Below are 19,646 nucleotides of genomic sequence, written 5' to 3'. Positions count from 1 at the left end.
TGACAAAGTGCTGCAAAATAGACGCCAACTTTACGATCAATTTACGATCTAAGGAAGATCAATTCCCTGATCACGCATCTGCGCCAGTTTGTAGCGTAACGTCCGTGCGCTAATTCCGAGTTGTTCAGCCACATCCTTGCGTTTGCCATTACAACGATTCAGCGCATCCAGAATGATTTGTTGTTCTTGTTGTTTAAGTTCACTGCCCAGGCGCTCTGGAGTTGCTCTGTCCACCGGATCAGCAAGCGAGTCCGCTGTCAGACCTGATTGCGCGGCCCTCTCCTGCACTTCACTGGTCGCCGTTGGGGCTTCGTCTGCATAAGAATCATCGAGCAACAGATCATCCGCTTTGATCTCGCCGTCGGTAAAGAGTATCAGTGCCCGTTGAATCACATTCTCCAGTTCGCGCACGTTGCCCGGCCAGCTATAATTCTGCATCTTGCGTCGCGCGCAGTCAGTTAATACCGGTGCAATCTGACCCGCTCGCTCGCAGTGCCGCGACAATAGATGCTCAGCCAGGGGAATGATGTCGCCGGCACGGTCCTGCAGCGGACGCCAGCTGAGAGGGAATACGTTTAGGCGGTAATACAAATCTTCGCGGAAAACGCCATCCGCCACTGCGGCCTTAAGATCGCGGTTACTGGTCGCAATAATCCGCACATTCAGTTCTATTGTCTTACGCCCACCAAGACGTTCCACCTGGCGCTCCTGTAATACCCTCAGCAGCTTCGACTGTAAGGCCAGATCCATTTCGGTAATTTCATCGAGCAGCAAAGTGCCACCCTGGGCCTGTTCGAATTTGCCCGGCATTGCCTGTACCGCACCAGTAAAGGCCCCTTTTTCATAACCGAACAGGGTCGCTTCAAGCATATTTTCCGGGATCGCCGCGCAGTTGATAGCAATGAAAGGCCCTTCACTGCGTGCCGACTGTTGATGAATATACTGAGACAGAACTTCCTTACCCGAGCCACTCGGTCCTGTAATCATCACAGTGGCATCGGTGTTGGCAACCCGCTTCGCCAGTTTGAGCATTTGCTCACTGTAACTGTCTCCCACCACCGGCTGACCTTTGGTCGTAGAACGGGGCGGTAAGTAACGACTTACCAGCTCAAGCAAACGCTCCGTTGAAAACGGTTTACTAAGGTAGTCCAGCGCACCAGCGCGCATTGCGATCACCGCATCATCAACCTTCGCGTACGCCGTCATCATCAGAGTTGGAATCACCAACCCCTGGCTTTGCATGCTCTGCAACAGTTGCAAACCACTCAGGCCTGGCATCTGTACATCGGAGATGACCATATCAATGGCTTCGTCTTTTAAGGTCAGTAACGCCTGCTCCGCAGAGTCAGCCGTTACGCAATTAAACCCTTCCAGCTCCAATGTATCGACAATGGCTTCCTGCAAGTTTTTATCATCTTCCACGATCAAGATCTGACGATCATCGGTCATTTACTGTTCCCCCTGATAACGAGGCAGGACAAACCTGAATGTGGTCCCCCGTCCTACCTCACTACGTACCTGTACATCCCCCTGATGGGCTTTCGCTACCGATTTCACCACCGCTAAACCAAGGCCTGTGCCCTGTGACTTGCGGGTGAAAAACGGGGTAAATATCTGTTCTAAATCGGTACTGGCGATACCCGGGCCATCGTCACTCACGCCTATATACAGCTCTTCGTCGTCTGTTTGTGCGTAGAGCACTACCCTACAGCCTGCACTGCACGCTTCAAATGCATTTATAATCAAATTTTGCAACGCGCTGGTCAAGGCCGACTGGTTGCCAAGAAAACTGGCATCCTGCTCAGCTGGTACTACTTCAAAACTTATCTGCGTGCGTTCAGCGATGACGTCGACCTGCTCGCGCACGGTTTCTAATACCGTGTTCAGTTGCAGGCGTTCAACCGGGAGTTGTTCGCCACTTTTGGCAAACAACAGCATATCATTGACCTGCTGCTCAAGATCCTGCAGTCGGGCACTTAGCTTGGAGGAGAATTTGGTTCGTTGTACCAACGGCAGATTATCGCGGCATAAATTCTGCGCATACAGCATAGCGGCGGACAACGGGGTACGGATCTGATGGGCTAGCGACGCCACCATCCGGCCCATTGCGGAGAGACGCTGCATCTGGCTCACCCGAGCCTGCAAGGCACGTGTTTCCGACATATCGGTAATCACGATTAGCTGGCCGGGATGCGGACTTAAGGCTGATATATCAAGCCGTACCCGGCGCCCGGATACCAACGACACTTCGTGGCCGTCATCGTCGCGTGGGGCAAAGGTATGCGCAATAATCTCACGCCATAGCTGACCCACCAGCTGGGTATCCAGCAATTGCACAGCGGCAGGATTAGCGTGACTAATACAGCCGCGTGGGTCGAGCATAACGACCCCATTTGGCATCGCAGCCAAAACGGCATCTAATGGCAGTTCTGAAGAAATCGCAGTTGCCTGCGTCATGATAATGTCCCCCTACAACTCAGGGAACGAGAGAATGCAACGGTTATGCCAGCTTGGGGGACTGATTTTTGACGCCAGCCTTCTACTCATCCCGTTTCAGGCTGTACTTACGCATTTTTTCTACCAGCGTGGTGCGACGCATTTTCAAAAGCTCAGCGGCTCGCGCCACCACCCATTCCGTTTGGTCCAGGGCCTGTTCGATTAAATCAACTTCAAGCTCACCCAGAAGTGCTTTCAGATCAACACCCTCGGCAGGTAGTTCGGTACGCCCGTCCTGCGCGGACAGGCCGTCGTTCATGCTGTCGTCACTGAAAAGCGCATTCAAAGCATCTCGTTCATCGAGGCCGTCGACGTACTCAGCAACAAACTGTGGCGCATCAACGTGCCGGTATTTAACCGGCAGATCATGCACATCGACCACGCCGTCCGGATGAGTAATGCTCATACGTTCAATTAAATTAGCCAGTTCACGTACGTTACCGGGCCAGTGATGCTGACACAACGAGGCCGTGGCATGGTCAGTGAACTTCAGCGTCAAGCCCTGATTGGTGTGCAGCCGCCGCAGCAGCTCAGTCACTAATAGCGGGATATCTTCCTGACGGTCGCGTAGCGAGGGCATTTCAACCGGAAATACATTGAGCCGGTAATAGAGATCTTCGCGGAACTGGCCATGCTTGATCATGTTATCCAGTTTACGGTGGGTGGCAGCAATAATACGGACATCCGCCTCAATTGGACGTGAGCCGCCGACCCGTTCAAACACCCGTTCCTGTAATACGCGCAGCAGTTTTACCTGCATCGGCATTGGCATGTCGCCGATTTCATCCAGAAACAGCGTGCCGCCCTGGGCCATTTCAAAGCGCCCTTTACGGGTACTGATAGCACCGGTGAAGGCGCCTTTCTCGTGGCCAAATAATTCACTTTCCAGCAAATCACCTGGAATAGCACCGCAATTAACCGGAACAAAAGGGCCTTCATGGCGCGAGGAGAGTTCATGGATACTGCGTGCGGTGACTTCTTTACCTGTGCCTGACTCGCCCAGAATAAGTACATTCGCCTGGGTCGTGGCGACCTGAGTAATAAGGGTACGAACCTCTTCAATGCCCTGACTTTGGCCAACTAATGCACGCATGAGTTCAAGGTGATGCCCTTCACCCAGCATACTATTGGCGGGAGTTGGCCGTTGTCGGTGATATTCATGGCAATAATGGAGTAACTGGGTAAGCTCGGAATAATTCACGCAACTACTAATCTGTCCGACCACATTGGCAGACGACAAAGTTGCGCCGGCTCTTTCTTCGGTGACCAACACCGGAACGCGCGGCAACTTTTTGGCCAATGCGGAGGCATCGGGCACGGCCCCTACGACCATGCAGAACGGAAAACCATTTTGTTTGACTTGTTTTTCTAACTGACTGGCAGCCAGTAATCGCGGACGTTCACCAATAAATTCGAACAATGATGCCAGGCGCTGACAGCGTTCGTCCGACTCATCGATTAAATAAATGGTTTTGTTATGTTGCATCCACTAGCCTTATGACGCTGGTCCAAAGTAAAATCTACAGCTTCCACTCTGTAGATAAAAACCGTCGGCTTCCCCTTTTTGTGCCGGGGTCACCAATTCAGCCCACTGATAATACACGTTTCTGTGGACGCGCGCCAAAAAACCGTCACGAATTTGAACAGCCGGTTGTTTATTATGCAGAATTAGAGGATGTGACTCGCTAAGCTGGTATCTTTCCCCAGTGTTAGTGCTTACTTCGATAGCTGATTGCGGCGTGTCGCCCACCTGCCAGTCAACCACCACAAAAGGTAAGTCTTCGACTTCAATGCGCACTTTCTCGGCTGGCGTTTTAAGGTAGTAGTCGTCGCTTTCTTTCCATAACACACTGGCAAAAAGCCGGACCAGGGCGTTCCTGGTGATTTCGCTGCCCTGATAAAACCAGCGACCATCCTGCTTAATACAGATGTCGATGTCGCCACAGAACGGGGGATTCCACTTTTCCAGTGGTGGTCGTTGGTAATCGCTGAGCGACCCCTGCAGGGTTTTAAGATCGACCATTACGCACTGAGCTTGTTTTGCCGCAATAAATACCAAAGGGTTGCTTCGGTACGGTTCGAAACCTTAATCGCTTTAAAGATGGCCGATAAGTGCACCCGAATGGTGCCCTCGGTGATGCCCAGAATATTAGCGATTTCCTTATTCGACAGTCCCTGTGCCAGCAACTGCATGATTTCTTGCTGACGGGGTGATAAATGGCGCTCAATGTCGTTGCGCGCACCATGTCCCGAGCTCGTATTGCTGGTTTCTGCTGGTAAATACTCTCGACCTTGCAGCAAGCCGTGAATTGCCAGTTTCATTTGCTCTGCTACCGAACCCTTGCACAAATAACTGCGCGCCCCCTGAACCAGAGCGTGACGAATATCTGCATTGTGCTGTCGCCAGGTGAACAGAACGATGTGACTCTGGGGCGCCAGACTATAAAGCTTCTGGGTAATATCCCGGTGATCAAGATCAGGCAAATCCAGCTCAGCAAAAATCATGTCATAGCTTTCGCCGCTGGCGAGGTAGTTTTGCGCAACAGCAAAGCTATCCGCTTCGTAAATAGAGACTTTCTCGCTATAACTGGTTAGCAGATGGATCAACCCAGAACGCGTCAAAAACTGTGGATCTAGAATAAGTATTTTCATTGTAACCAAGCTTCGCTATTGTTATTTGATGTTATCTGCAATTGGCAGAGGTCACAGCGTACATGTTGTAACCACTAAGGCATCCTGGCCAGCGCGTCAAACTCAACAGATAACGTAAAAACCCATCTGTTTAACTTTCCGCATAGTGATTAGGTCATGCTAATTTTTATTACTTTAACAAATATCCTATACCAATGTTAAGAGCTTTCGCTGTAACTTTCCTCCTCAGTGTCTTTTTATTGACCGCCTGCACGCCCCCAAATGCATTGCAGCGTAGCCATCAGCTATCGCCTGCGAGCTTAATGAATGCCAGCTTCAGCCCAATGGGGACGCTTGCAGTGGCGACATTAGAGCAAGTGGCGGTGTACAATAAACACGGCGAATTAGAGGCCTTGCTCGAACTCCCTCCAGCAGAGGGTACCTGGAATCTGGCCTGGCTCACGCCGGAGCTGTTGGCTATAACAGATGATAAGCACGTCTATAGCTGGGATTACCAGCAGGCGAAAATGGCCGGTCCCTGGGTCAGTTCGCAGCGGATACGGTTGATTGATGCTCATCAGCACCAGCTTGCTCTGGCCTTCGACGGACCGTTATTGGAATGGCTACACTTCAATGATGCTGGCCACCCGGTAAATCGTACAACGCTTGAGGTTGCCGAACGGATCAGTCAGTTGCACTTCGATAGCGACGGCGGACTGCTGGTTGGGGATGAGAGTGGCCGGTTAAGCTACTGGCAGGAAGCAGACCGCAACCCACTGTGGACGATTAAATTCGCCAATATGCACGTCGTCCAGTCTATTGCCACGTCCCCGGAGCAGGTAATGGTGGTGACTCAACCGCCGGGCGACCGTTTTGCCACCGGCAGTGGTCAGCAAATTGTACAGATTGATAGAAATAGCGGTAAAATTAACCACCGCGTTGATCCAACTGTCGATGGTCAGGTTGCCAGCCTGATAACTGAAGGGCAACGACTATGGCTGGGCAGCAGCGGTAATTGTATGTATCTGCACACGCTACAACGAACAACGAGCGCTCACTGTTATCCGCGCCCGCAACGTCTTGGTCGCCAGACTGGGCAAGTTATTGCGCTGCATGTAACGGACACTAAAGTGTACGGGGTTACCTCAGCTGGGTACCTGCAAGTTTGGCAAAAAAAGGATATAGTCTCTCAACTCTGAGGCTCAAAATATTGAAACTAATGATGAAACTTCGACATTGCACAGCCCTGCTCGGGCTCCTGGTGGCGTTATATACGCCTTTAAGCATCGCTGAAAGCCAGCTTTACCATAATTTTACCGGTTATACCTTCACCGGTGAAATGGGCCCGGAAACGAATCTACAAAGCTTCACCCACATGGTGGTTGAAGACGGCCGGGTCGCCGCTATTGGGGGTGATGAATTGCGCCAGCAGTTCCCGGACGCGCGGGCACACAACCTCGCCGGCAGAACCTTGTTGCCCGGCCTGATTGACTCGCATGGACATGTTCAGATCCTGGGTGAAAACCTTATTCAGGTGGACTTACGCGGCATCAATAACCGCACTGCCACGGTAGCTAAAGTTGCCAACTACGCGGATTCAAATCTGGAACTGGACTGGGTGGTCGGACGCGGTTGGAACCAGGAACTCTGGCCGGTGACTGATTACCCAACACGTCAAGACCTTGACGAACTAATCAATGACCGACCTGTGTATCTGACCCGCGTCGATGCCCATGCTGCCTGGGTTAATACGATGGCGCTGGAAATGGCCGGAATCAACGCAGACACACCAGATCCCGATGGTGGGCAGATTATTCGCGACGAGGAAGGCAACCCTACCGGTATTTTAATTGATACCGCGATGGCGCTGGTTGGCGACACAATCCCGGAAGTCACCGAGGAGACGCGACTGGGCGCGCTTAAAGTTGGACAGGAGCATTTACTGGAACTGGGTCTTACTCAGGTTCTCGACGCCGGTGTCAGCCGCCAGGGGCTGGATGACTTCAAAGCGATGAATGAAAACGATGAGCTGAAACTGCGGATAAACGCCATGGTTGCAGCCACCGATCCGGACCTGGATGCCATTCTGGAAGAAGGTATCTACCTCAGTGACAACCACCGTCTGCGCATTGGCAACGTAAAAATGTATGGTGACGGTGCACTTGGCAGTCGCGGCGCGCGCTTGATCGAACCCTACTCCGACGATCCCGACAACTACGGGTTGCTAGTTACCCCGGAAGAGCGTGTACGGAGTTTATTTGAGCAGGCGCATCAGGCTGGCTTTCAGATCAGCTACCACGCGATAGGTGACTATTCCAACCGTCTGGCGCTGGATGAGTTTGCCCGCCTCGCTGACGAGGAAGAAAACGGCAGCCTTGCCGCCTATCGCCACCGTATTGAGCATGCACAAATTGTTCAGCTTGAGGACATTCCCCGTTTTACTGAGCTGGGGATTATTCCGTCGATGCAGCCGACCCACGCGACCAGCGACATGAATATGGCCGAGAATCGTATCGGCGAGCAACGAATTGCCGGGGCCTATGCGTGGCGTCGCTTTGTCGATAACGGGTCTATTATCGCTGGTGGCTCAGATTTTCCGGTTGAACTGGCGAACCCCTTCTATGGCATTCATGCGGCGGTGACCCGCCAGGATCGTCATAACCAGCCAGTTGAAGGCTGGCATCCGGAGCAGGCGCTGTCGTTACTGGAAACCATGCGTAGCTTTACTATTGACGGTGCCTGGGCGGGCTTTGCCGACGAGTATTCAGGGTCGTTGCAGGTTGGCAAATATGCCGACTTCATTGTCGTTGACCGTGATCCGTTCCGCACCAGTAATAAGGACTTATGGAAAGTTCAGGTCCTCTCTACCTATGTCGGTGGTGAACGTGTATTTCATACCACCCGCTAAACCAGCAAAGGCGTCTTTTGACAGACGCCTTTTTTGAGTATGCAGACCATGACTGATACCTTTTTATTTGCTGACGAAAACAACACGTCCGCGGCAGCACCGCGTAAATCACCGTATAAAATATTAATTGTCGACGACGACGATGAAATTCATGTCATCACCCGCATGGCATTAAGTGATTTTCAGCTGAATGGCCGTGGTCTTGAGTTTATTTCTGCCTACTCCGGCCAGGAAGCACAACAGGTATTGCAGGAGCAGGATCAGATTGCCTTAGTGCTGCTTGATGTGGTCATGGAAACTGACCACGCTGGTCTTGATGTCGCCCGCTGGATCCGTGAAACCCTCAAAAACCGCCTGATACGCATTGTGTTGCGTACCGGGCAACCCGGCCAAGCACCGGAAGAAGAAATCATCGCACGTTACGAAATTGACGATTACAAAGAAAAGACCGAACTCACCTACCGTAAACTGGTCACTTTGATGTACTGCAGTTTACGTGCATACCGCGAACTCTTGCGCATTGAACGTAACCGACAGTCCCTTGAGCAAATAATTAAAGCCTCAGCAGAGCTGTTCAGCGCCTCCTCGGTACGTGAACTAAGCCGCGGTATTCTGGCGCAACTGGTAACGCTGGTAACCCACGCCGATACCGCCGCTTACTGCAGCGTGGACGGCCTGACAGCAAAAAGCAGATCAAACGGCTTCGAAGTCCTCGCCGCCACCGGCCATTATGCCGGCGACGAAGGCTCGCGACTGCAGCAACAGGTCGAACACACAGTCATAGAAGCCCTGGTGCAACGCCCTGAACCGGTTTCATTCGTTATTCATCAGCATGACTACTATGGTCTGTATAAAACCAGAAACGGTCGCTCTTACCTGCTTTTTATCGAAGGGATAGTCAAAGATGATGCACCGAATGATGAACTCAGTGAGCATGATCAACATCTGCTGGAATTATTTATGAATAATACCGCAATTGCCTTTGAACATGCCAAAGATCACAATCTGGACGGCTAGCGCCGCTTCCCTTTTGTCAGGAGCATCAAAACCATGAAACTGGATGACATTCGCCGCGATTATCAGCGCCAGCAACTGCAACGCAAAGACCTTGCTGAAGACCCTATACTGCAGTTTGAGCGTTGGTTTGATGTCGCCAAACTGGCTGAGCTAAGCACTGATCCGACCGCTATGGTTGTGGCCACCAGTGGTGCCGATGGCCGCGTTAGTCAACGGGTGGTTCTGCTCAAAGAATATGACCAGCGGGGATTTGTGTTCTACACCAACCTGCAAAGCAGAAAGGCGCGCCAACTCAGCGAAAACCAGCAATGCTCAGCGCATTTCGCCTGGTTGCCGCTCGAGCAACAAATTAGCATAGAGGGACAGGTTGAGTTTTTATCTGATGCAGAAAATGCTGCCTATTTTCACAGCCGCCCCCGGGCCAGCCAAGTTGCAGCCTGGGCATCGCAACAAAGCCAGACAATCAGCGACCGCGCCCATCTGGATGCACAATACAAAGCACGCGAAGATGAGTTTGCCAGCCACGACGAAATTCCATTACCGCCCTTCTGGGGCGGTATCCGCATAAAACCCAGCTACATCGAATTCTGGCAGGGCCGGGCCTCTCGCTTACACGACCGTTTTAGCTACCAGCGACAGCAAGACGGCTGGACACTGCAACGTTTGCAGCCTTAATCGTCCCGCACTGTCGGCGGGGTGACGGAAAACCGCTGCGCGGCGCGCTGAAGACGTCCCCAGGTGGCGTCATCTAACTTGACGCCCTGTTGCAACTGGTAGGCGCGTTTAGCCAGTGCCCGCTCGCCAGGAATGCGCACCGGAGAATCAGAGTGGAGTGGCGGACACGCCTTGCAGCGCGCCACCAGATCATCGGTCACGCGCAGGAAATCGGCTGTCTCACCAAACGCTGAGGGGTCAAGAACCTGAACGAAAAGCGCGTTGCTCTCGCCGTCACTGGCGCCGTCTAAACGACCATAATTACTGAGCGACATGGTCCAGATTTCGCTCATCAGACACAAGCCGTAGCCTTTGTAACCAAGCTCGGTCCCTCCTAACGGAAGGATGGCCGCTCCCTCTCCCTCGATATAGTCTGCCGGGTCCGAAGACAGTTGCCCGTCCGCTCGCACAATCGCCTGCCAGGGTAATGGCTGCTGACGCTCCCAGTACTGACGAATTTTACCCGCCGCAGTCATTGAGAAGCTCATATCAAGTAGCAGAGGTTTATCTGATGTGGGCACCCCAATCGCAAACGGATTCGGCGAAAAGACCGCCGCTTTACCTCCAAAGGGCGCGACGCTCGCCTGGGCCGGGGTTGAACAGAGCAAACTAATTAATAGTCCCTGCTCAGTTGCCAGTTGCAGATAGGCAGCCAGGCTGGCAACGTGCTGGGCCCGGCGAACAACAATAGTCGCAGTCCCTGCATCACGCGCCATGTCACATGCCTGGCGTACAGCTTTGGCAGCAACGAACGGGCCCGGCAGAAAGTTGGCATCCCAGCTTGCTACCGCTGCCCGCTGTTTTAGTACACTGATATCTCCCTCACCCCTGGCCTGCCCCTCAGCCAATAGTTTGGCGTTGAAATAAAGGCGTTTGTAGCCATGGGTGGAATAGCCAAGCAGGTCGCCTTCGAGCAGGTACTTGGCGGTATCAGCAGCAATCTCCGGGCTGGCACCAGCGGCGGTTAATACCGACTGGCCAAAATGAAGCAGTTGTTGGGCGTCAAAACGGGGCATAGATCATTCTCTTTTACGCTAATTGAGCGAAACTTGACTGAAAAAGCAGTGTAACCTTAAATTGGCGCTTGGTCAGCCGCACTCCATTGGTTAAGCTGTTGAGTCTACGTGTATCCTGGAAAAGTCAGTAAAAGGACCGTCCATGAAGAGAATTGCAGTCATCACCAGTGGAGGTGATGCCCCCGGCATGAATGCCTGTATTCGGGCTATTGTACTTACCGCCAGCCAACACGATATTGAAGTGATTGGTTTTCGGCATGGGTTTCGCGGCATTGTCGAGGATTTGAATCAGCCCTTGCATCCAAATGACATGCGTCTGGTCAGTCAGCGCGGTGGCACTATTTTACTCAGCTCTCGCTATCCTCAGTTCAAGGAAGTCGATGCCGCGCGCCAGGCTGCTGCCGTCCTCGACCAGCACGACATTAGTGCGCTGGTGGTGATTGGCGGCGATGGTTCCTTTCGTGGCGCCCATCACCTTGATCAATACTGGGACGGCCAGGTCCTTGGCCTGCCAGGCACCATCGACAATGACTTAGCCGGTACCGACACTACCATTGGCTTCACCACCGCCGTAGACACGGCGATGGAAGCCATTGACCGCATTCGTGAGACCGCCGAAGCCATGGCACGGGTGTTCCTGATTGAAGTCATGGGCCGCCATGCCGGGTTTATCGGTTTGCACTCAGCAATTGCAGGCTCCGCCGAAGCGATGCTGGTGCCTGAACTGGAACCTCAACCTAAACTGGCCGACCTGGCAGATAGCATCAGGCGCGCACGGCAGGCGTTTCCTGACAGCAGTTATCTGATCGTCGTTTCTGAAAATCTATGGCCTGGCGGGGTTGAAGAATTAGCCCGCCAGTTAACCCAGGCAACCGGCACCACCTGCCATTCCGCGCCGCTTGGCCATATACAGCGTGGCGGCCGTCCTAACGCGGCTGACCGTATTCTGTCGATGCAATTAGGTCAGGCCGCAGTGCACGCTGTACTGGACGGAATAAGCGGTCATATGATCGGTGTCGAGCAGGGACACGTAGTACGGGTACCATTGCATTTGACCTTTGAGCGCGATAAACAACTGGACTCTCGCCTGGTCGACTTGCAACTTGGCTTGCAACAGCTAAATTTTGCTTCAAATGTGGTGAAAGAATCCGCATAATTGCGCCCCATTTTGATGTTCAATGGAATGCTTAACCAGAAGCTAACCAAAAGGTAATACGCATTGTCACAACCTATCGACTTTAACGTCAGTCTAAGTGAACCGGTTCGCGCCTATTTTGGCGCTGACATCGCCAAACAGGTGTTTCCGGGCCACACCCATATTGTCGGCTTTGGTTTCGACGGCACCGCCTGTTTTCGTAAAGGCACCCGTCATGGACCAGACGGACTGCGCTCGATCTCTGAAGACATCGAGTCGTACTCACCCTATCAGGATTCTGATCTGGACGATTTTGTTTTCTATGACTTAGGTAACCTGGAGCTGGGCGAAAAAGCCGACGTTGAGGCGCAATGGCAGCACGCTACGAACGACTTTAACCGTATCTTTAACGGGGTAAATCTGGCCGCTGACGATGTGCGTATTATGACCCTCGGCGGTGAGCATTCTATTTCGTATGCACCTATAGTCCGCTACCTGCAGCAGTATGACGATCTGGTTCTGCTGCATCTGGATGCGCACGCCGATTTACGCGATGGCTTTGAAGGCTACCACTATTCCCACGCCTCTATTATTCGCCGTGTACTCGACCATTTTGGTCCCGGCCATCAGTTAATCCAGTACGGCATCCGCTCCGGCACCCGTGACGAGTATCGTTACATGCACGAGCATAAGACGGTGCGGACATCGCGCCAGGACTTCCTCAACAGCGTGGCGGCAATTCCGCCGGAGCAACCGATTTATTTAACCCTGGATCTGGATTACTTTGACCCTTCATTTTTGCCAGGGACAGGTACGCCCGAACCTGGTGGCGAAGACTTTCATTCGTTTGTCAGCCTGGTCAAGCTATTAGGTGAACGTAATCTGGTCGGCTGCGATGTGGTCGAGCTGTCACCGCAAATTGACCCGACCGGAAACTCCGATGTTTTCGCCGCTAAAATAGTGCGCGAGCTGTTAATAACCTTAGAAAAAGGACGCCGTCCATGACCACTGACCTGAATGAATGGAGCATCGAGCAGGCCGAAGAGCTGTATGGTGTTAACCGCTGGAGCTCAGGCTATTTTTCAATCGGGGACAACGGCAACATTCACGTCAGTGCCAACCATCGTCGGCCTGATGTCAAAATTGATCTTAAAGAAGTGATCGACGAAATGGTCGCCGAAGGCATTCAGTTCCCTGCCGTTATCCGCTTCCATGATGTCCTCCGCTCACAGGTTGAAATACTCAACGAAACCTTCCGCGACACCATCCAGCAGGCCAGTTATCAGGGTAAATATGTCGGTGTCTACCCGGTTAAAGTCAATCAGATGCGGGAAGTGGTTGAGGAAATTATTGATGCCGGCGAACCCTACAACTACGGGCTTGAAGCGGGTTCCAAGCCAGAACTCATGGCGGCGATGGCGTACAACGAAAACCCTGAAGCGCTGACCGTCCTCAACGGCTACAAAGACGAAGATTACCTGACCCTGGCGTTACTCGGCCGCCGTCTTGGACGGAAAATGATTGTGGTGGTGGAGAAGTTCTCTGAACTGGAAATGCTGGTCGCTCTGGCGCAGAAGCTCAATATTGAGCCGATGATTGGCCTGCGCAGTAAAATGATGGTGAAAAGCCAGGGTAAATGGGCCAGTTCCAGTGGTGAACGGGCCAAGTTTGGCCTTAGTATTGCTGAAATTCTGAACGCCATCGACTACCTCAAAAAGCACGACATGCTGCATTGTGCCAAGCTGTTGCATTACCACATTGGTAGCCAAATTTCTGATATCCGTAAAATCAAAGAAGCGGTCACCGAAGGTGCGCGGTTATACGCCAAACTGGTGCAAATGGGCGTGCCGATGGAGTACCTCGACATCGGTGGAGGCCTCGGCGTCGACTATGACGGCACCAGCTCAACCACAGACTCCTCACGCAACTACTCCACCGAGGAGTACATTGCCGACGTAGTTTATGGGGTTAAACAAATCTGCGAGCTGGAAGGCGTGCCCCACCCTAACCTGGTCAGTGAAAGCGGTCGTGCTATTACGGCCTACCACAGTATGGTGGTGACCAATGTGGTGGGCGAAATCAAACCCGGCGGCACTGAGTTTGATATCAGTCCAACTGAAGGCGAGCACGTGCTGGTAAGCAATATGCGTGAGCTGATCGGTGATGACAAGACGCACCCGCAGGAACGCTATAACGATGCCGCCAGTTTTAAAGAAAGTGCCTATGAAGCGTTCAAGCTCGGTGTCGTTGATCTGCCGGAAATAGCGAAGATCGATGTCATGTACTGGCAAATTCTAACCGATATTCATCATTCACTGGACCGTGACAGCTTTGTCATTCAGGAACTTGAAGCGCTGGAAAATACCCTGGCCAGCCAGTACCTGGGCAACTTCTCAGTTTTTCAATCCGCTGCCGATACCTGGGCAATTGGCCAGTTATTGCCGATAGTGCCAATTACCCGGCTGGATGAGAAACCCAGTGTCCGCGCCTCTATCGCCGACATTACCTGTGACAGCGACGGTAAAATCAGCAAATTTATCGAAGGCACTCAAGTCAGTGAGAACATTCCGTTACACCCATTGCGCAAAGACGAACCCTACCATATTGGTATGTTCCTGACTGGCGCGTATCAGGATGTAATGGGCGACATGCATAACCTCTTTGGCCGCCTGACAGAAGTGCATATTTTTGCCCACGACGAAGAGCCGGGTGACTTCTACATTGAAGAGATAGTGCCGGGTAACTCCGCCGCACGTGTGCTGGAAACCATGCAATATAATACGGATTACATGGCAAAAGTGGTCAAAAAAGCGGTTGATCAGCAAATTCGTAAGGGTGGTCTGGCTCCCCGTGAGGGCGTGCGCTGGACCGATTTTTACGAAAAGTGCCTCGATGGGAGCACCTATCTGCGCACATAAAAGTCGCAAAACGGGCATTTCCTGAGCAATCAGACGCAAAGCCTTAAAAAGCGTTTGACTTGCGCCGCCGTTTTGCGTTTAATTGCACCCACGCCCGGATAGCTCAGTCGGTAGAGCAGAGGATTGAAAATCCTCGTGTCGGTGGTTCGATTCCGCCTCCGGGCACCATTATTATGAGAAACCCGCCTTTTGGCGGGTTTTCTTTTATGTGCCCCGGCGTCATCTTCGATTATGAAATGCATCCATGCATTTCACCCTCCGGGCCAACGCTTACGCGTTGTTCAAAACCGCTCCCGGCGGTTTTGTCCGCCTCCGGGCACCACTATTTAAGGAAGCCTGTCCATTTGGACAGGCTTTTTTTTGTGCCCCGGCGTCATCTTCGATTACGAGAAACCCACCTTTTGGTGGGTTTTCTTTTATCTGGAGCTAAATTTGCTTGCAGTACATATTGGATGAACGTAGGGTGCTGGTTGGGCGTTCGTAGCCAAGAGGACTCAAGATGCACCGCCTGGTCACCCGATTTTCATTTTCTCCCTATATTGTACCCAGTGTTTATCTGCTTCTTACACTGGTTGCAGTCAGTGACGCGTTAACCCGGCAGGGGTTCGCTCATGGGCTGCTTTATATCCCCCTGGTTCTGCTCGCAGCGTTCAGTAACCAGGTGCGCCATCTGGCTTTTGTCAGCAGCCTCGCCATTTTGCTGACCTGGGTTGGTCTATGGTGGGCGCCTTCTCCATCCGCCGGCTTCAGCCTGACGTATGTGGTAGCCAATCGCCTGGCAACCACGGTTTGTATCCTGGTGGTAGCAGCTCTGAGCTATCTGGCGCTGCGTTATCAAACCCGGCTAAATCGTCTGTTTGCGAAGCTCAATAAGCAACAACGCCAGTTACGGCGCACCACCCAGTTGGCCAAAGTAAGTCAATGGAATTACAACCGCACCACCGACAGCGTGCGGATGAGTGGCGCCATCGCTCGTTTAACCGGGGTGGCAGATAATCAGTCAATCCCCCGTACCCAGTTTGCCGCCCGCTTCTTCGGCGAAGGGCGACTCATGCTTGAAGCGATGAAAGAAGCAGAGGCCCTGCCCAACGCACGAAGTTATGAGAACCGCGAAATAGAAGCTGTGTTTTTGGATAGCAATAGTCGTAAACGCTTTGTCCGTTTGCTTGCACACCAGGAAAAAGACGGCGATGTGCATGGAATTATGCAGGACGTTACCGATCTCCGTTTAAAAGAAATGCAGATCTCACAGCAAATGGAGCGCTACAGGACGATTGCCGAGGAAGCACCGATTATTCTCTGGCAGGCTGACGCCCAGGGGATGATCTACGAATCAAACGATTCCTTAACCTCAACGGTGGGGGGCGAGCGCACCGCAGTGGTCGACAAATGGGTTGATTATATTCACCCTCAGGATCAAGGTCGAACTGTTAGTCAATGGAACAAATGTGTACGCTCCGGACAACCCTTTCGAATGGAGTACCGTCTGCGCCATGAAGATGGCAGCTACGCCTGGTATCTGGCAACCGCCAAACCTGAGCGGAACGAACAGAATCAGGTGACTGGCTGGATTGGCGCCACCATCGATATCGATTATCTAAAGAATAATTCAGCCCTGGCCAGTAGCGAACTATAAAAGCTATAAAAAAGGCAGGCCCTCCTGGCCTGCCCTGTTCAACATCCATTGTTAGTAAGCAGTTTGCTTAACCGAACTGCTCTTCTTCCGTAGAACCAGTTAAGGCGGTGACTGACGAGGTGCCGCCCTGAATAACATTGGTCAGATCGTCAAAGTAACCCGTCCCTACTTCCTGCTGGTGAGAGACAAAGGTATAGCCTTTCTCGGCCGCCGCGAACTCGTTTTGCTGCAGCTTCACGTAGGCGGTCATGTCATTGCGCGCATAGTCATAAGCCAGCTCGAACATGTTGTACCACATGTTATGCACACCCGCTAAGGTGATGAACTGGAAGCGATATCCCATGGCGGCCAACTCGCGCTGGAACTTCGCAATGGTGGCGTCATCCAGGTTGCGTTTCCAGTTAAACGACGGTGAACAGTTGTAAGCCAGCAGTTTACCCGGGTATTTGGCATGAATGGCTTCGGCAAACTGACGTGCTTCATCCAGATCCGGTTTGGCGGTTTCACACCACAGCAGGTCGGCATACGGAGCATAGGCCAGCCCTCTTGAAATGGCCTGCTCGATGCCCGGTTTAACCCGGTAGAAACCTTCTGCGGTGCGCTCACCGGTAATGAAGTCCTGATCATTCGGATCGACGTCATTGGTAAGTAAGTCAGCGGCGTTGGCATCCGTGCGCGCCAGAATAAGGGTCGGCACGCCGGCAACATCGGCCGCTAAACGTGCAGCGACTAACTTTTGCACCGCTTCCTGAGTAGGGACCAAAACCTTGCCGCCCATATGGCCGCACTTTTTCACCGAGGCCAGCTGGTCTTCAAAATGAACACCGGACGCGCCAGCCTTGATCATGCCCTGCATCAGCTCATAAGCATTCAAAACGCCGCCAAAACCCGCTTCTGCATCGGCCACAATCGGGGCAAAGTAATCGATGTAGTTGTCCTCTTCGGCGTGGACCCCTTTCGACCATTGGATCTGATCCGCACGACTGAACGAATTATTAATCCGGCGTACCACTTCCGGTACTGAATCGACCGGGTACAACGACTGATCCGGGTACATAGTGCCCGAGGTATTGTTGTCCGCCGCAACTTGCCAGCCTGATAAGTAAATCGCCTGAATGCCTGCTTTGACCTGCTGTACTGCCTGGCCACCGGTTAAGGCGCCCAATGCGTTGACATAGTTTTTGCCGAACTTTTCCTGTGCTTCACCGTTAACCAGACGCCACAATTTATTGGCACCGCGTTTGGCCAGGGTATGCTCGACCTTCACCGAGCCGCGTAACCGAACCACGTCCTCTGCACTGTAAGTTCGCTCAACACCGTCCCAGCGCGGATCTGTCGCCCACTCGTGTTCCAGTTCGCGTACTGCTTGTTGAAAATCAGTTGAAGTTGCCATAGTAAAGTCCTGTTGTTGTTAGCTGCCTGAGCAGCGAATGCTAAAAGTTATTAGTTGTCGATAGTAATTGTCAGTAGAACCGGAGCTGGCTAATCAAGTAACTGATAACCAGGCAGGGTTAGGAAGTCATCCAGTTGGTCTGCCACTGTCAGGCGGGCAAATAACTCGACAGCCGGGGCGAAATTCTCCGCCTCCCAGCGTGTTTCTCCGACCTCGTTGCGAACCACCTCGGCTTCCTCAGCCAGCATGCTTTCGAACAGTTCGCGCGTTACGGTGCGCCCGTCACTCAGCAGCTGGGCGTGAGTAATCCATTGCCAGATTGAAGTTCGCGAAATTTCCGCTGTCGCCGCATCTTCCATCAGACCGTATATAGGTACGCAGCCTTTGCCTGAAATCCAGGCTGCAATGTATTGCACCGAGACCCGGATATTGGCCCGCATGCCCTGCTCAGTGCGTTCACCCTCACAAGGTTGCAGCAACAACGCCTGGTCAATGTCAGTGTCATTTTCGCGCAGCACCTGCAATTGGTTGTCGCTATCACCAAGGTAACGCTGATAGACCTCCTTCACCGTTGTTGCCAGACCGGGATGAGCGATCCAGGTGCCATCATGGCCGTTGCCAAATTCCTGCTCTTTGTCGGCTTTGACTTTGGCCAGAATACGTTCGTTTTCAGCCTCGTCTTTGCTTGGAATAAAGGCCGCCATGCCTCCCATCGCCAGCGCTCCGCGCTTGTGACAGGTTTGAATCAACAGACGTGAGTAGGCATTCAGAAATGGCTTGTCCATGCTAACGACCTGGCGGTCAGGCAATACGCGGTCGGCGTGAGCCCGCAAGGTTTTGATGTAACTGAAAATGTAATCCCAGCGGCCACAGTTCAAGGCGACAATGTGCTCTTTCAGTGCATGCAGGATCTCATGCATCTGGAACACGGCAGGCAGGGTTTCGATAAGCACCGTGGCACGAATGGTGCCGCGCTTAAGCTCAAAGTAGTCCTCGGTAAATGTGAACACCTTTGACCACCAGGCGGCCTCGCGGCTGTGTTGAAGTTTCGGCAGGTAGAAATAAACGCCGCTGCCATTTGCCAGCCGCTGCTGATGGTTATGAAAGACATACATAGCAAAGTCGAGCAGTGCCCCGGGCAACGGCTTACCCTGATGCAGAATATGTTTTTCAGGTAAATGCAGGCCACGTACACGGGCAATCAGCAACGCAGGGTTTTCGTTTAGCTGATAACGTTTGCCCTTGGCCGTATCTTCGAAGCTGATCTCGCCGCGGTTGGCATCGCGAAGATTAAGCTGCCCGTCGATAAGGCCATCCCAGGTCGGCGACTGAGCATCCTCAAAGTCAGCCATAAACACATCCACATCCGCATTTAAGGCATTAATTACCATCTTGCGGTCGACAGGACCGGTGATCTCGAGGCGTCGTTTCTGCAGGTCCCGGGGGATCTCAGCCACTCGCCAGTCACTATCACGAACAGCCGCCGTGGCGGGGTCAAAGTCGGGTAACTCACCCTTGTCATAGCGGGCTTGATCCGCTTCCCGCTGGGCAAGCAGCGGCGGTATCTCGCCGGCGAAATGCGTCGCCAGTTGGTTCAAAAATTCGACCGCGCTGGCGGTAAATATCTGCTCACTGGCTGCTGTAGCTGGTTTGGTAAACTTCAGTTGTGTATCGCTCATAACTTCATCCAAGTTGTTACGTCGTTGTTAACCTGGATTGAGCATAGCGCTGAGATTTACATCAATGAAATTTATAGTTTATATTGCAGTCATTTCTTCTGTG

The 19,646-nt window shown here is 52.6% G+C and carries 16 protein-coding genes and 1 tRNA gene; 9 read left to right on the top strand and 8 right to left on the bottom strand.

Annotated elements, in window-relative coordinates:
• Positions 1 to 48 precede the first annotated feature (48 nt).
• The 5 genes from CWE14_RS12335 to CWE14_RS12315 all read right to left on the bottom strand — a co-directional run bounded on the left by CWE14_RS12335 (position 49) and on the right by CWE14_RS12315 (position 5,148).
• Positions 49 to 1,449 (bottom strand): sigma-54-dependent transcriptional regulator, encoded by a 1,401-nt coding sequence (locus CWE14_RS12335; RefSeq protein WP_126799650.1) that lies wholly within the window; start codon positions 1,447 to 1,449, stop codon positions 49 to 51.
• The gene (locus tag CWE14_RS12330; RefSeq protein WP_126799649.1) at positions 1,450 to 2,457 is read right to left on the bottom strand and encodes a sensor histidine kinase; all 1,008 of its coding nucleotides are present in this window, start codon (positions 2,455 to 2,457) and stop codon (positions 1,450 to 1,452) included.
• Positions 2,458 to 2,539: 82 nt separating this feature from the next.
• Positions 2,540 to 3,982, bottom strand: a complete 1,443-nt coding sequence (locus CWE14_RS12325) for a sigma-54 dependent transcriptional regulator (protein WP_126799648.1) — start codon at positions 3,980 to 3,982, stop codon at positions 2,540 to 2,542.
• Between the two features lie 9 nt (positions 3,983 to 3,991).
• A complete protein-coding gene (locus CWE14_RS12320) occupies positions 3,992 to 4,519 on the bottom strand; it encodes a DUF1285 domain-containing protein (protein ID WP_126799647.1) in 528 nt (175 codons plus the stop codon).
• Positions 4,519 to 5,148, bottom strand: a complete 630-nt coding sequence (locus CWE14_RS12315) for a LuxR C-terminal-related transcriptional regulator (RefSeq protein ID WP_126799646.1) — start codon at positions 5,146 to 5,148, stop codon at positions 4,519 to 4,521. Before CWE14_RS12315 ends, CWE14_RS12320 begins: the two co-directional genes overlap by 1 nt.
• Positions 5,149 to 5,486: 338 nt before the next feature.
• Here CWE14_RS12315 and CWE14_RS12310 point away from each other — a divergent pair, with 338 nt between their 5' ends.
• Genes CWE14_RS12310 through pdxH form a run of 4 tightly spaced genes read left to right on the top strand, consistent with a single transcriptional unit; the run spans position 5,487 to position 9,727 of the window.
• Positions 5,487 to 6,326 (top strand): hypothetical protein, encoded by an 840-nt coding sequence (locus tag CWE14_RS12310; protein ID WP_126799645.1) that lies wholly within the window; start codon positions 5,487 to 5,489, stop codon positions 6,324 to 6,326.
• Between the two features lie 20 nt (positions 6,327 to 6,346).
• The gene (locus CWE14_RS12305; protein WP_126799644.1) at positions 6,347 to 8,035 is read left to right on the top strand and encodes an amidohydrolase; all 1,689 of its coding nucleotides are present in this window, start codon (positions 6,347 to 6,349) and stop codon (positions 8,033 to 8,035) included.
• Positions 8,036 to 8,083: 48 nt separating this feature from the next.
• Positions 8,084 to 9,052 (top strand): DUF3369 domain-containing protein, encoded by a 969-nt coding sequence (locus CWE14_RS12300; RefSeq protein WP_126799643.1) that lies wholly within the window; start codon positions 8,084 to 8,086, stop codon positions 9,050 to 9,052.
• Between the two features lie 33 nt (positions 9,053 to 9,085).
• Complete coding sequence (pdxH, locus tag CWE14_RS12295; RefSeq protein WP_126799642.1) at positions 9,086 to 9,727, top strand: pyridoxamine 5'-phosphate oxidase; 642 nt, start codon at positions 9,086 to 9,088, stop codon at positions 9,725 to 9,727.
• Here the strand turns inward: pdxH and CWE14_RS12290 are convergent.
• Entirely contained in the window at positions 9,724 to 10,782 is a 1,059-nt protein-coding gene (locus CWE14_RS12290) for an Ldh family oxidoreductase (protein WP_126799641.1), read from the bottom strand. The two genes, pdxH and CWE14_RS12290, sit on opposite strands and share 4 nt — an antisense overlap.
• A gap of 142 nt (positions 10,783 to 10,924) precedes the next feature.
• On the opposite strand from CWE14_RS12290, the gene CWE14_RS12285 reads away from it, so the two are divergent.
• From CWE14_RS12285 to CWE14_RS12265, 5 genes are all read left to right on the top strand, one after another.
• Positions 10,925 to 11,938 carry a 6-phosphofructokinase gene (locus tag CWE14_RS12285; protein ID WP_126799640.1) on the top strand — a complete coding sequence of 338 codons (1,014 nt, stop codon included), beginning with the start codon at positions 10,925 to 10,927 and terminating at the stop codon, positions 11,936 to 11,938.
• Between the two features lie 63 nt (positions 11,939 to 12,001).
• Entirely contained in the window at positions 12,002 to 12,922 is a 921-nt protein-coding gene (gene speB, locus CWE14_RS12280; protein ID WP_126799639.1) for an agmatinase, read from the top strand.
• Complete coding sequence (gene speA, locus CWE14_RS12275; protein WP_241972401.1) at positions 12,919 to 14,835, top strand: biosynthetic arginine decarboxylase; 1,917 nt, start codon at positions 12,919 to 12,921, stop codon at positions 14,833 to 14,835. The genes speB and speA overlap by 4 nt, the downstream gene beginning before the upstream one ends.
• 92 nt (positions 14,836 to 14,927) lie before the next feature.
• Positions 14,928 to 15,003: transfer RNA gene (locus CWE14_RS12270), tRNA-Phe, on the top strand.
• A gap of 331 nt (positions 15,004 to 15,334) precedes the next feature.
• The gene (locus tag CWE14_RS12265) at positions 15,335 to 16,471 is read left to right on the top strand and encodes a PAS domain-containing protein (protein WP_126799638.1); all 1,137 of its coding nucleotides are present in this window, start codon (positions 15,335 to 15,337) and stop codon (positions 16,469 to 16,471) included.
• Positions 16,472 to 16,538: 67 nt separating this feature from the next.
• Here CWE14_RS12265 and aceA read toward each other — a convergent pair whose 3' ends face one another.
• Both aceA and aceB read right to left on the bottom strand, forming a co-directional pair.
• Entirely contained in the window at positions 16,539 to 17,864 is a 1,326-nt protein-coding gene (gene aceA, locus CWE14_RS12260; protein ID WP_126799637.1) for an isocitrate lyase, read from the bottom strand.
• 89 nt (positions 17,865 to 17,953) lie between these two features.
• On the bottom strand, positions 17,954 to 19,543 hold the full coding sequence (aceB, locus tag CWE14_RS12255; protein ID WP_126799636.1) for a malate synthase A: 1,590 nt from the start codon (positions 19,541 to 19,543) through the stop codon (positions 17,954 to 17,956).
• Positions 19,544 to 19,646: the final 103 nt, after the last annotated feature.

The organism is Aliidiomarina soli, from assembly GCF_003986975.1.
GTDB lineage: Bacteria > Pseudomonadota > Gammaproteobacteria > Enterobacterales > Alteromonadaceae > Aliidiomarina > Aliidiomarina soli.
Note: the sequence above shows the minus strand (reverse complement) of the source record. Positions and strands in the feature narration are given on the sequence as shown.